Here is a 12,969-nt window from a genome sequence, read left to right as displayed (position 1 = left end):
TCGATTGCTAGACTGCCCTTATGTCACCGACTCCGCAGCAGCGGCGCGCAGCGCGGCACCAGCTCGGCGCCGACCCGAGCGCATCCGCGACCCGGCGCGGGCCGTCCGGCGGGCGCAAGAAGCCGATCACGGTCGAGGCCATCATCAGCACCGCGTTCGGCATCGTGGAGAGCGAGGGCTACGAAGCCCTGACCATGCGGCGCCTGGCCACTGCACTGGAGACGGGACCGTCGTCCCTCTACGCCCACGTGGTCAACAAGGAGGACCTGGACGAGCTGCTCATCGGCCGTCTGTGCGCCGGGATCGACCTGCCCGAGCCGGACCCCGCCCACTGGCGGCAGCAGATCATCAGCGTCTGCACCCAGCTGCGCGACCAGTATCTGCGCTACCCGGGCATCTCCCGGGCGGCCTTCGCCGCCGCTCCGTCCAACCTGGACACGCTGCGCGTCGGCGAGGGAATGCTCGCCATCCTGCTCGCCGGTGGCATCGACCCGCAGGCCGCCGCCTGGGCGATCGACTCACTGACGCTCTATGTCAACGCCTACAGCCTCGAGGTCTCCCTGGCGGACAGACGGCTCGGCCGCAGTGACGACGACTGGGTCGTCAGCCGCGACGAACTGCTGCGCCGGTTCGCCGCACTGCCCGGTACCTTCCCCCGGACCAAGCGCTACGCCGCCGAGCTCACCGCCGGAACGGTCCATGACCGCTTCGACTTCACCCTCGGGCTGATGATCGACGGGCTGCCGGGTTCACGGCGGGATCTCTGACCAGGGCCTGACTCCACGCCTGCCGCACCGGCGGTCAACCCCCCTGAGGCCGCCGGCCGTGCAGCCGGCGCGGGGCGCCCGGAGTGTCCGGCGGCTTCGAGCCGGGCCGGCCCCCTCCTGCATACCGGAGATCGTGACGACTGTGCACAGGTGCAGAGCGCGCGTGCGGCGTCCTCATGCAGGCCGAGACCTGACGGGCCGCCCTCTGCCGGGCGCGAAGGCGCCAGGATTCCGCGCCCGCCTGCGCGGCATCGCGCCGACCCGATGGCCGCTCAGCGATCGGCGCTGCCGGGCGGGACGACCCACCGCGGGGATGCACCGCCGGACTCCCGGTGGTCCTGCGGGGCCTCGGCGGCCCTGACGGCCCATGGGAACGGCCCAGGTCACATCGAGTGACCTGGGCCATGGTCATTCGCGCCTTCGGCGGTGCATCAGCGTCGTGGTCGACGAGGGCTGGCGCGGGGGCCGGGGGAGCGAAAGGGGAGGGCCGGTGAGAGCCGGGGTGCCTGCTGCCGTCCTGCCGTGGTGGAGGCGGGTGCGGCGGTCGGGAGCCGGCCGGGGGCTCAGGGCATGGACGGCGAGAAACGGCCGGTGTTGTATCCCATGTGGGGGGAGGCCGAGAGGCGGGAGTGCCAGCCGACGGCCTCGGGCTGGGTGCGGGGGATGTCCGAGGCCACCAGCGTGGCCAGGTCGACGTAGGCGTCCCGGGTCTTGGCCTTCATCTTGTCCAGGTCCACCTCCGCGCCCGCCGCGAGGTGCTCGTCGAACGGGATGACGACCACGCCGCGGCAGCGCGCGCTGAAGTGGGAGACGATCTCGTCCACCTTGATCATCTTGCTGGTCTTGCGGGTCTCGGACACCACGGTGATGGCGCGCTGGACGAGGTCGGTGTAGCCGTGCGCATTGAGCCAGTCCAGGGTGGTGCTGGCGCTGCTTGCGCCGTCCACGCTGGGTGTGGCGACGATGATCAGCTGGTCGGAGAGGTCGAGGATGCCGCGCATGGCGCTGTGCAGCAGGCCGGTTCCGGAGTCGGTCAGGATGATCGGGTAGTGCTGACCGAGGCAGCCGACGACCTGCCGGTAGTCCTCGTCGTTGAACGCCGTGGAGACGGCGGGGTCCACATCATTGGCGAGGATTTCCAGACCGCTCGGGGCCTGGGAGGTGTAGCGGCGCACCGCCATGTAGTTGTTGAGCTGCGGGATCGCGGCCACCAGGTCACGGATGGTCGCATTGCTCTCGCGGCGTACCCGGCCGCTGAGGGTGCCCGCGTCCGGGTTGGCGTCGATGGCGACGACCCGGTCCTGGCGTTCGACGGCGAGGGTCGCGCCCAGCGCGGTCGTGGTGGTGGTCTTGCCGACGCCGCCCTTGAGGCTGATGACGGCGATCTTGTAGCAGTTCATGACCGGGGTGCGGAGGGTGTCCATCTTCTGCCGGTACTCGCGCTCGCCTGCCCTGGCGCCGATCCGCAGCCAGCCGACGCCCCGGCGCTCGTTGTCCTTGCGCAGCAGGCGGTCGGAGGACAGGTCGGCAGTCGAGCCGTAACCGAGCGACGCACCGTGGCCGGGCGCGTACACCGACGCCCAGTCCGCGGGGCCGTGCGCCTGGAAGGGCTGCGAGGGTGTGGGGGGCCTGACCTGAAACTGCGGCTGGTGCGGAGGCTGCGGCAGGTGGGCGCAGGAAGCCGCGGCGGGTGCTCCGCCGAGGTCGCTGCCCCGCGGCGCCAGGGCGGAATCCCTGATGTCGAGGTGGTTCGGCAGATACTCGTTGGCCCGCTCGGGCACGGCGGCCGCCGGTGCGGCGGACTGGGGCCCGTTTGCCACATACCAGACCGGTGGCGTGTAGTCAGGTGGCTCCGGCCATTCCATTTCCTTGGCGTGGCCGACGCAGGTGCCGGGGTCGTTCGTCACGTTCGTTGCTCCTTGTTGCTGAGATGGGTCGTTCATCGGGATGCGGGGCCACGTCGGTCCCCGGTCATCAGTCCACCCGGCGCGCCGGGCCGAGTACCTGGGCTTCGTCGGCGGTGGGAGCCGCAGAGAGGAAGTGCCGGGACTGGCGGTCGGCCCAGAGGGTGGCGTCGTCGCCGAGACCGGGGAGCGCCGCCGCCTCCCTGGGGTTCAGCCGCAGGACCTCGGCTATTCGGCCGGCCTCCTGGGGAGCGACCCGTTGGACGCCCACCAGGTCCGCCTCGGACAGTTGGTGCTCCGCTCCGGCTCCGAAGTAGGGCAGCAGCGTCAGCACCGTCTGCCACGGGCGCGGCGGGACCGCGGCAGTCGCGGGGTGCGGGCCGCAGTCGCGGACGATCAGCAGCGGGCCGGCAGCTGAAGCCGTTTGAGGAGTGAGCCGGCCGATCGGATGGACCTCCAGGCGCAGCCGGCCTCCGTCCGCCGCCCGGGCGACGGGGTTCCAGGCGTGGCTGCGACCGGTCTCGACCGCTATACGGGCACCCGCCGTGCCGGCCCGCAGGGCGATCAGCTGGGCAGCCCACAGCCCGCCGACCAGTACGACCCCGTACGGGGACGGGCGGAGCAGGCCCTGGGCGGCGTCCTTGCCGTCCGCGCGGGTCAGCATGCCGGTGCTGCTGATGGAGAGCCCGAGGGTCTCCAGGTGGTTCCGGCTCAGCAACTGCTTCTGCCAGCGCGGCGCCTGCTGCAGCATCGGGTGCGGCAGCTGGCCCCGCCGGCTGTCGCCCCGGAAGTGCCGCGGGTGCAGACCGCGGTAGCCCTTGGGGACACCTCTCGCCTGCCCGATCCCGGGCTGTGTCTCGATCCGGCTGTGCACCCGGTATCTGCCGGTGTTCAGATTGCGGGTGGACCGCAGCTGGATCTTCAGCGGACCGATGAAGGAATAGCGTTGCGCTGTGGCGTACTCGCGCACCTTGTCGGCCAGTTCCTCGCCGAGCACGTCCAGATATGTGCTGTGTCGTTCAAAGTCGTCCGAACTGAGCTCGACCAGGAAGTTGTTGGGCGCGACGATGCGGTCCCGGCTCCAGATCCTGGCGTTGATGTCGCATTCGCGCTGAAGCACGCTGGCGAACTCGAACGGCTGCGCAGCGGACTTGAACGCCTTGGCGAAGACTCCGTTGACCAAGGCCTCGAGGCGTTGGTCGAGCTTGTTCAGGGCACCCACTGGGCAACCCCTTCCCCCGGGTGTGCGTCCCTCTGTCATGCGGCCATAGGGTGACCCGGCTTGTGTTACTAATAGGATTTTTATGCTCACTCTGAGTCGCCGATGCGGGCGTGTCGCCCTGGATCCACCTGATTGGCGCACGTGGTGGGTGGGGGCGGCGCGGTCCGGTCCCAGGTGTCCGCTTCCGCGTGGGCCGGACCAGGCGAGATGCCCCCGGGGTCACGGGTCCCGACATGACGGCGCCCCGGGCCGTCCTGACGGCCCGGGGCGCTTGTGCGGGAATCGGTCAGCGAGTGCGGCCCGCCGCGTGGCGGGCCTGCGGTTCGACGTCCTTGCGGGTGGCTGCCAGACGTCCGACCAGGCCGACGATGAGCACCAGGAGGACCAGGCTGACCGGGCCGGTGCCCAGTCCCAGGCCGCCGCGGGCGCGGGAGACGCCCATCCAGTCGGCGAAGGAGGCGCCCAGAGGCCGGGTCACCACATAGGCGAACCAGAAGGCGAAGATCCCGTTCCAGCGCAGCAGCCGGAAGCCCACGGCAGGGACGGCGATCAGGGCCGCGAAGGCGACACCGGAGGAGAGATACCCGAGGTGCAGGGTGACCGCGGTCATGTCGCCGGTGGCGGTGCCGAGCGCGAAGGTCGCCAGGACCGCCGCCCAGTAGAAGAGCTCACGGCGCCGGGTGCGGATGCTGTGCATGGAGAGCGTCCGCTCGGCGGCGTACCAGCAGCCGAAGACGGCGGCCAGGGCGGCGACGAAGAACGCCGTGGAGACCGGATAGGGGACACCCAGCCCGACGTGCAGCACATCCGCCGCCATGGTGCCGAAGACGCTGACCAGGACGATGGCCGTCCAGTAGACCCAGGCCAGATATTGGCGGGCGAGCAGTTGCAGCGTCAGCGAGGCGGCCAGGGCGACACCGGCGAGTCCGACGGCGGGCAGCGGGCCCAGCCGGTGGGCCAGGAAGTCCGATGCGGTCTCGCCCATCCCTGTGGTCAGTACTTTGACGATCCAGAAGTGGAGAGTCACCTCCGGGACCTTGCTCAGGGAGTGGCGAACGGTCGTCGGCGATTCATGGTCAATTGTCCGGCCTGTCGTCATGGCGGACAGGATGGCATCCGGAACAGGGTAGCGTCTACATGACTGTAGACATAGTGCTGCTCACCCGGAATCCGGACCGGACCGCTATTCCTGGCCCTGCTCCGTGTCGGAGCCGGTTCGGTCGGCCAGCCGGGCATAGCGCTGCCGCGCGGCCTGCTGGGTGCCGAGCCCCAGCCCGAAGGCGATCTCCTGCCAGGTCATACCGCGGCCGCGGGCCATCTGGAGGAGCCCCGCCTCCAGCTCGTCCATCTCCGCGCGGACCAGCGGGATCAGGCTGAGGGCGGCGGTGATGTCGGCCCGGTCCACTTCGGGCTCGCCGTCGTCCGGCCGGGCGGCGCCGCTCAGCAGGAACGAGACCAGTCTGACGGCCTCATGGGGCCCGAGGGCGAAGGGGTGGACCTGCCTGCGGCGCTGCTCGTCGGTCGCCGCATGCCGCTCCGCGATACGGAAGAGGGAGGCGGCCACCCGGTGCGCCCGGGCCTGGCCGGGGTGCGGGGCCGCAAAGGGGTCGGCGGGCTGGTCGGGAGTCGTCGGCATGGGTCCAGCATGGGTGGCGTACGGATCGGCGTCAACGGATCGTTGTGAACAGATTGTTTATTCTCGGTCACGGGTGAGGACGGGGCGGATGCGACCGGGCACGTCCTGCCCGGTCAGCCGTTGACGCCGGTGTAGTGGCGCAGCGACCAGTTCCAGAGCCGCAGGGCGACCGCATACGCCGCCAGGCCGACCAGCGGGGAGGCCGCGGCCAGCCACACCGGTGCGCCCAGCGAGGCGGAGTGCCCGGTCAGCACCCCGGCCGGGAGATAGGCGATGAAGGCCAGGGGCAGCACGAAGGTGAAGGCACCACTGACCGCGCGAGGCAGGATGGAGAGCGGATAACTGCCGAAGGTCGCCATCAGCTCGTCCACCCAGGAGCCCCAGTAGGAGGTGGCCGGATAGTGCAGTGAGGCGGCGGCCACCGCGGTGCCGATCGCCCCCTCCACCAGCACGCCGCCCACCACCCCGGCGGCCAGGAAGGCGACCCGCCCCGCCGTCCAGGACAGCGGCGACGCATGGACGGCCACGCTGAACATCGCCACCCCCACCGCCAGGTCGCCGAGGCCGTTGCTGGGGAAGGAAGAGAGCTGCAACTGCCGGTAGACGGGCATAGGCCGCAGCAGATAGCTGTCGATCACCCCCTCCTGCATCAGGAAGGACAGGCTGTTCAAGCGGCCGAGGACCAGCACGTGCAGCGCATGGCTGAACATCCGCATACCCGCGATCAGCAGCACATCCGCGCTGGTCCAGCCGCCCAGCCCGGGGAAGCGGGCGAGCAGCACCGCGGCGAAGACGATCACGGACAGCTGCCAGACCACGCCCAGCGCGATCGTCATCATGAACTCGGCCCGGTACTCCAGCTGGGAGCGGAAGTTGAGCCGGGTGATGCGCCAGGCGACATGCCAGGCGCGTGCGGCGCGGCGGATCCGGTCGGCCTCGGGTGCGGCGGCGGGGGACACGGGCGGTCATCCTCCCTGGGAGACGACGCGGCGCGAGGCGCGATGCCACAGCCAGCGGGTGAGTACGGCCAGCCCCGCCACCCAGGCCGCCTGCACCAGCAGCTCCCGTGGGGCCTGGGAGGCCGGGATGCGGCCGATGTAGAGGGAGAGCGGGGTGTTGAGGGTGGCCTGGAACGGCAGGAAGGAGCTGAGCACGCGGAACCAGCCGGGGAAGAACCAGAGCGGGGCGAAGACACCGGAGAGCAGATTCTGCGCGAACTGCACGATGCTCAGCGCGGCTCCGTCCCGCAGCGTCCAGAAGCAGAGCAGGTCGACCAGCGCGGTGAGGTAGTGCAGCACCAGCTGGCCCAGCAGCAGCGCGGCGGCGAACGCAGCGCCCGCCGCCGCCGAGGGCGGCGGCAGCACGCCGGCGGCGCGGCAGACCAGATAGCCCGCGGCCACCCAGGCGAAGCCGTAGAGCTGGTCGCCGAGGGCGCGCAGCGCGTAGTAGCGGTGCGGCGGCAGTGGGCGCAGATACCAGTAGACGATGGTGCCGAAGTGCAGATGCTGCAGCACCGAATCCCGTCCGGCATGCCGGTCCAGCCCTCGGATCCGGCTCGCCAGCACGGCGAGCACGGCATAGCCCACCGCCTGCTCCCGGTTCAGCCCGGCGGTGCTGGTGGTGTGGGCGTACAGGCCCCGCCACAGGCAGACCACCAGGAACACCTGGACGGCCAGCCGGACCGCCGTCGCGGTGAGCCGGGGCGGGGCGAGCAGCTCGCCGCGCGGAGTGATCCAGGCCGTACGCCAGATCTGCAGCCCCGAGCGAACGGGCTGCGCGGCGGACTGCCGGGCGGGCGGGTGGGCCGGCTGCTGGGCGGTGGCGGTCACCGTACGCCCTGGCGGGCCGACGCCTGGGCCGCACCGCCGCCGTCGCTGCCTCCTGCTGCGCCGCCCTCTGCTGCGCCGCCGCCCGCTTCGGCGCTGTCGCCCGCTTCGGCGCTGTCGTGGCGCAGATAGGCGGCCCGCATCACATCCTCCAGGTCGTTCTCCTCCAGGGCGAGGTCGGCGACCCGGTAGCGTTCGACGACCAGGCGCAGCGCCTGGTGCATGGTGGGCGGTGCGGAGCCGTCCGGGCCGAAGACGGTACGCGGACCGTCCTGGCGCACCACCCGGACACCGGGCGGCAGGCGGGCCGCGTCCAGGCCCGGGTGGTCGAGGGTCGCATGGATCTGCCAGGTGCTGCCGAACCTGCGGCGGATCTCCTCCAGCGGTCCGTCCAGCACCACCCGGCCGTGGTTGATCAGCACCACCCGCTCTGCGAGCCGGGCCACCTCGGTCATGTCATGGGTGGTCAGCAGCACCGTGCGGCCGCGCTGTTCCACCTGGTGCCGCAGAAAGGTGCGCACCTGCTCCTTGACCACCACGTCCATGCCGATGGTGGGCTCGTCCAGGAAGACGATCGGCGGATCGTGCAGCAGCGCCGCCGCCAGGTCGCTGCGCACCCGCTGGCCGAGCGAGAGATGGCGGACCCGGGTGTCCCAGAACTCCGACAGCTCCAGCAGCCGGTCGAACTCGGCAAGCCGCGACCGGTGTGCGTCCTCGGGGACGCCGTAGATGTCGCGCAGCACGGTGAAGGACTCGCGCACCGGCAGGTCCCACCAGAGCTGGGTGCGCTGGCCGAAGACCGCGCCGATGTTGCGCGCGTTGCGTTCCCGCTCCCGGTACGGCACCACCCCGGCCACCCGGGCCTCGCCCGAGGTGGGGGTCAGGATGCCGGTGAGCATTTTGATGGTGGTGGACTTGCCGGCGCCGTTGGGGCCCAGGAGTGCCAGCAACTGCCCCGGTCCGACGCTGAACGACACCTTCTGCACCGCGGTCTTCTCCACCCGCAGCGGATCGACCAGCGACCGCAGCGCCCCGCCGAACCCCGGTCGTCGTACGGAGGTGCGGAAGGTCTTGGTCAGGCCCTGGGCGACGATCCCCTCAGTCGCCCGAGGACTGCTCGGCAACGCTGTCACAGCTGCCCCTCTCCGTCGCCGCCTGAGGCTTCCGCAGTGGACGGCCGGCGGCAACCCAATTTCCGTCCGCCCTGCGGTGAGCCGCGGGCCGCCGCCCCCGGAGGGGCGGCGGCCTGCCATGACTGATGCAGCGTCAGAGTTCGGTCACGGGTAGGAGACCACGTTGGACGGGACGGTCGAGGTACCGGAGGTGGCGCTGCCGGTGCTGTTGACCACGTGGTTGTACTGGCCCATGCCGCCGAGCGAGACCACCAGGGCGTCGTGCAGCTTCACATTGGGCTTGTCGGGGACCTCGAAGCCGTGGTCCATGCGGATGGTGGGGTCGGCGGTGAAGTTGCAGTAGCTGCCGACTCCCCAGGCCTCGTGGGTGTTGACCGAGTCGTCGACCTTGTAGGCGGCGTAGCCCAGAGTGGATCCGTTCTGCACGGCCGCCTGGTTGGGCGCGTCATAGGCGATCTCGTTCTGGAAGAAGATCGTCCTGCCCCGCTCGCCGGACCACTCCACGTCGTACTTCTTGAAGTGCTCCACGAAGAGGCCGGTGGCCAGCACGTCATTGCCGTGCACCAGCAGCCCGTAGTCGGACGGGTTGGTGTTCCAGCCCACGCCGGTGCCGTGGTCGGCCCGCCAGATCCAGGTGTGGTCGATCAGGGTGTTGTTGCTGTTGATCACCATGCCGGTGGTGACGGATCCGGCGCGGGCGCCGCCGACCCGGACGAAGACGTCCTGCACGCTGGTCGGGTCGGCGGAGTGGTCCGCGGAGGCGCCGTCCGGGCCGACCTGGAGCAGCGTCGGCGAGTTGACCGTGCCGGCGTCCAGCAGCAGACCGGCCAGCTTCACCCCGTCGACATCGGCGACCTTGATGGCGGTGACCCCGTTGTCCGGGACCACGGTCGCCAGGCCGAGGCCGAGCACCACGGTGTCGGGCCGGGTGATGTTGATGGTCTGGTCGACGTGGTAGACGCCCGGGGTGAAGAGCAGGTTGAGCCCCTGGGCGAGGGCCGCGTTGATGGTGGCCGCGGTGGCACCGGCCTTCACCACATAGAACTGGCTGAGCGGTATCGAGGTGCCCGCCGGGGTGCCGCTCGCCCAGTCGACGCCGCTGGCGTTGGTGCGCTTGGCGGGCACGAACACCTTGTAGTCACTGCCGTCCAGGTAGAGGAACGGCTTCTCGCGGGAGACCGGGGTGGTGCCCAGGGTGGTGTACGGCGGGTTGGGGAAGCTCTGCGCGGGCGCGCCCTGGACACCGGAGAAGACCTGGTTCCAGACGCCGTTGCTGAAGCCGCCGATGGAGCTGTCGCGGGTGTACCACTGCTGCTGGGAGTAGTTGCCCACGGTGCCGTCGATCTTGCTGTCGGCGATGTAGCCGCCACTGGCCCAGCCGTAGCCGTTGGGGGCCAGGTTGAGGTCGCCCTCGACGTGCATCCGGCGGAACGGGGCGGCCTGGGCGACGGCCCAGCGGTCGCTGCCGCTGACCGGCTTGACCGCGAAGTTCTCGGCGGAGCGCCAGAAGTTCTGGGTGGCGTTGCCGTTGAACCAGCCCGCGTCGACCGTCACATCGCCGTTGATCTGGGTGGCGTCCGGGGAGAGCCCCAGGCCCGCGATCGAGGTGTAGAAGCCGATCTGGGCGTTGAGGTTGCTGTACGTGCCCGGCTTGAACAGGAAGGCGTACCGGCCGTCGCCGAACTGCGCCGACTCCTGCTGCTGGAAGACCTGGTCCAGCTTGGCCTGGATGTTCGGCGTGGACGGGTCGAAGACGATGACGTTGGGGCCGAGGTCGCCGCCGCCCTGGATGGGGCCGGTGGTGCCCCCGGTGCTGCCCCCGGTGGTGCCCCCGGTGGTGGTGCCCCCGGTGGTGCTGCTGCCGGTGTGGACCTGGAACTCCCACAGCGAGTAGCCGTAGCCGGTGGCCCGGGCGGTGCCGTTCATCCGGACGTAGCGGCCGGAGCCGGAGACATTGAGGGTCTCGTTGCCGCCGGTGCTGGTGGTGGTGGAGTAGACGGTGGTCCAGGTGGTGCCGTTGTCGGAGGTCTGGATCTGGTAGGCCTTGCCGTACGCGGTCTCCCAGTTGAGCACCACCTGGCAGATCTGCTGGGTTGCGCCCAGGTCGACCTGGAGCCACTGCGGGTCCGAGGCGGCGGAGGACCAGCGGGTGCCGGTGTCGCCGTCGACGGCGGAGGAGGCCGGGGTGCCGGCGTTCTCCTGGCTGGAGGCGGTGGCGGGTCTGCCCTGGGCGGCGTTGGCGGTACCGCAGGATCCGCCGGGGTTGGTGGCGTCGAACGAGCCGAAGACCTGGAACTCCCACAGCGAGTAGCCGTAGCCGGTGGCCCGGGTGATGCCGTTCATCCGGACGTAGCGGCCGGAGCCGGAGACATTGAGGGTCTCGTTGCCGCCGGTGCTGGTGGTGGTGGAGTAGACGGTGGTCCAGGTGGTGCCGTCGTTGGAGGTCTGGATCTGGTAGGCCTTGCCGTACGCGGTCTCCCAGTTGAGCACCACCTTGCTGATGGTGGCCTGGGAGCCCAGGTCGACCTGGAGCCACTGCTGGTCGGAGGCGGCGGAGGACCAGCGGGTGCCGGTGTCGCCGTCGACGGCGTAGGCGGCGGGGGTGCCGCCGTTCTCCTGGCTGGAGGCGGTGACCGTACGGCCCTGGGAGATCAGGGTGTCGGCGGCGTGTGCGGCGGTCGCCGGCTGGAGGGCGAGCACGGTGCCGGCGAGCAGGGCGGCGGCGCCCAGTATCGCCGGGGCGCGTCGGGCCGTGGCGGGGCGGGAGCGCGCTGGGGTGAGCCTCACGGGCTTCTCCTGCGGTTGGGTGGGTGGGGGTGGAGGGAGCGAGGCGAGTGTCCGCGCGGGGACCGGTCGAACACGACCGGAGCGGCACAGGTGCACAGGGAGCAGAAAACGCTCTCACTGCGATCCGCAAGGCCTCGGAGAGCGCTCCCCCGAGGGAGTGTCCGGGGCTCGGAACTTGGATGTCAACCCCTGCGACGCCGCGGCGGCGTCGCGGCAATCAGGCTGCTTTCCCAGGTTTATGACGTATCGTCAGTTGGAATCGTCGCAGGTGGCGGGTGGTGTGCTCAGCCGACATGGATGCGTCGCCCGACCCGTGGGGACAGGCTGCCGCCGGAGTCCAGGAAGTGCGAGAGGGGCAGTGCGGCGGCGCCGAGGGTGACCGCGTCCGGGCCCAGGCTGCCCAGTTCGATCGCCGTTTTCGCCCGGGGGAAGCTGAAGGCGTAGTCGGTGGCGGCGTCACGGATGGCGGGCAGCAGCTGCGGTCCCAGCAGCAGGCCGGCCCAGCCGCCGATCACGATGCGCTCCGGGTTGAACAGGTTGATCAGATCGGCGATGGCCGCGCCCAGGTACTCGGCCGCCTCCCGCAGCAGTTCGGCAGCCTTGGAGTGCGGCTGCTGCGCGGCCTCCAGCAGGGCGGCGAGTCCGGCCTTCTCGCTGGTGCCCGGCGGTGCGTCACCCCACCGTGCGACCAGCGCCTCGGCACCGACATAGGCCTCCAGGCAGCCGCGCGCACCGCAGCGGCAGTGCCGCCCGCCGACATGGACCCGAGTGTGGCCGAGCTCGCCCGCGCTGCTGGTGGAGCCGCGGAAGCGAGCCCCGTCGGTGATCACGCAGGCGCCGACACCGGAGCCGAAGAGCACCACCACCGCATTGCGTGCGCCCCGGCCCGCCCCGAACCACATCTCGGCCTGGCCCAGGGTCTTGGCGCCGTTGTCGATGTAGAGCGGCAGGTCGGTCCCGGCCCGCAGCAGCCGGCCCAGCGGCACCGCGTCCCAGCCCACGGTGGGTCCGTGCACCACGGCGGTGTCGCCGTCCGAGTCCGGATGGTCCTGCTCGACGATGCCGGGGACGCCGATCCCGACGCCGAGCACGGTGGAGCGGTCCACTCCGGTCCGCTCCAGGACCTCGGACAGCCCGGTGAGGATCAGCTCCACCACATGGCCGACATCGTGCCCGCAGTCGGACAGCGGCTGGTCGCTGGCGGCCAGCTCGCCGAGCGCCAGGTCGAAGAGCGCCACCCGGACCTGGGTCTCCCCGACGTCCACTCCGACCAGGTGGGCCAGGCCCGGGGTGACCCTCAGCAGGGTGCGCGGGCGTCCGCCGTCCGACTCCACGGAGCCGCACTCCTCCACCAGCCCGTCGGCCAGCAGCTCGCCCACCACATTGCTGATCGAGCCCGAGCTCAATCCGCTGATCCGGCCCAACTCATGTCTGCTGAGCGGTCCTTCGAAGTACAGATGGCGCAGCAGCGCCGATCGGCTTCCGCGCCGCAGGTCACGGACGGTACGCCTGCCTTGTTCGGCCATGGGCTCTCCCTTCGGGCGCCAACCTAGCGGCGAAGGCACCCTTGACGCCATCTTTTCTCACGGGTTAAATCACGCCGTGAGTTGACCCGTCCGGGTCCGGCGGGCCGCATCGGCCGCCGTCATGGAACCGCTCAGGCCGCCTGTCTTCCCCACCCCCCCACCCCGCCC

At 70.8% G+C, this 12,969-nt stretch carries 10 protein-coding genes; 1 reads left to right on the top strand and 9 read right to left on the bottom strand.

Annotation, left to right across the window (positions count from 1 at the left end; genetic code table 11):
- Positions 1–20: 20 nt before the first annotated feature.
- Positions 21–767 (top strand): TetR/AcrR family transcriptional regulator, encoded by a 747-nt coding sequence (locus AB0761_RS18020; RefSeq protein ID WP_377270081.1) that lies wholly within the window; start codon positions 21–23, stop codon positions 765–767.
- Positions 768–1,330: 563 nt separating this feature from the next.
- On the opposite strand, the gene AB0761_RS18015 is transcribed toward AB0761_RS18020, so the two are convergent.
- The 9 genes from AB0761_RS18015 to AB0761_RS17975 all read right to left on the bottom strand — a co-directional run bounded on the left by AB0761_RS18015 (position 1,331) and on the right by AB0761_RS17975 (position 12,801).
- Positions 1,331–2,674 (bottom strand): MinD/ParA family protein, encoded by a 1,344-nt coding sequence (locus AB0761_RS18015; protein WP_377270080.1) that lies wholly within the window; start codon positions 2,672–2,674, stop codon positions 1,331–1,333.
- A gap of 67 nt (positions 2,675–2,741) precedes the next feature.
- Complete coding sequence (locus AB0761_RS18010; RefSeq protein WP_377270079.1) at positions 2,742–3,893, bottom strand: DUF3662 domain-containing protein; 1,152 nt, start codon at positions 3,891–3,893, stop codon at positions 2,742–2,744.
- Between the two features lie 286 nt (positions 3,894–4,179).
- Entirely contained in the window at positions 4,180–4,920 is a 741-nt protein-coding gene (locus AB0761_RS18005) for a hypothetical protein (RefSeq protein WP_377270078.1), read from the bottom strand.
- Positions 4,921–5,076: 156 nt separating this feature from the next.
- Positions 5,077–5,529, bottom strand: a complete 453-nt coding sequence (locus tag AB0761_RS18000; protein WP_377270077.1) for a DNA-binding protein — start codon at positions 5,527–5,529, stop codon at positions 5,077–5,079.
- Between the two features lie 113 nt (positions 5,530–5,642).
- On the bottom strand, positions 5,643–6,488 hold the full coding sequence (locus AB0761_RS17995; RefSeq protein ID WP_377270076.1) for an ABC transporter permease: 846 nt from the start codon (positions 6,486–6,488) through the stop codon (positions 5,643–5,645).
- A gap of 6 nt (positions 6,489–6,494) precedes the next feature.
- On the bottom strand, positions 6,495–7,286 hold the full coding sequence (locus tag AB0761_RS17990; RefSeq protein ID WP_377274192.1) for an ABC transporter permease: 792 nt from the start codon (positions 7,284–7,286) through the stop codon (positions 6,495–6,497).
- A 68-nt stretch (positions 7,287–7,354) separates the two neighbouring features.
- Positions 7,355–8,488: an ATP-binding cassette domain-containing protein gene (locus tag AB0761_RS17985; RefSeq protein WP_377270074.1), complete on the bottom strand. Its 1,134-nt coding sequence runs from the start codon at positions 8,486–8,488 to the stop codon at positions 7,355–7,357.
- A gap of 144 nt (positions 8,489–8,632) precedes the next feature.
- On the bottom strand, positions 8,633–11,275 hold the full coding sequence (locus tag AB0761_RS17980; protein WP_377270072.1) for a discoidin domain-containing protein: 2,643 nt from the start codon (positions 11,273–11,275) through the stop codon (positions 8,633–8,635).
- 284 nt (positions 11,276–11,559) lie between these two features.
- Positions 11,560–12,801 (bottom strand): ROK family protein, encoded by a 1,242-nt coding sequence (locus tag AB0761_RS17975; RefSeq protein WP_377270070.1) that lies wholly within the window; start codon positions 12,799–12,801, stop codon positions 11,560–11,562.
- Positions 12,802–12,969: the final 168 nt, after the last annotated feature.

The sequence above is a fragment of the Peterkaempfera podocarpi genome (genome assembly GCF_042466665.1).
Taxonomy (GTDB): Bacteria; Actinomycetota; Actinomycetes; order Streptomycetales; family Streptomycetaceae; genus Peterkaempfera; species Peterkaempfera podocarpi.
The sequence above is the reverse complement of the archived record's forward strand: the minus strand, read 5'-3'. Positions and strand labels throughout refer to the sequence as shown.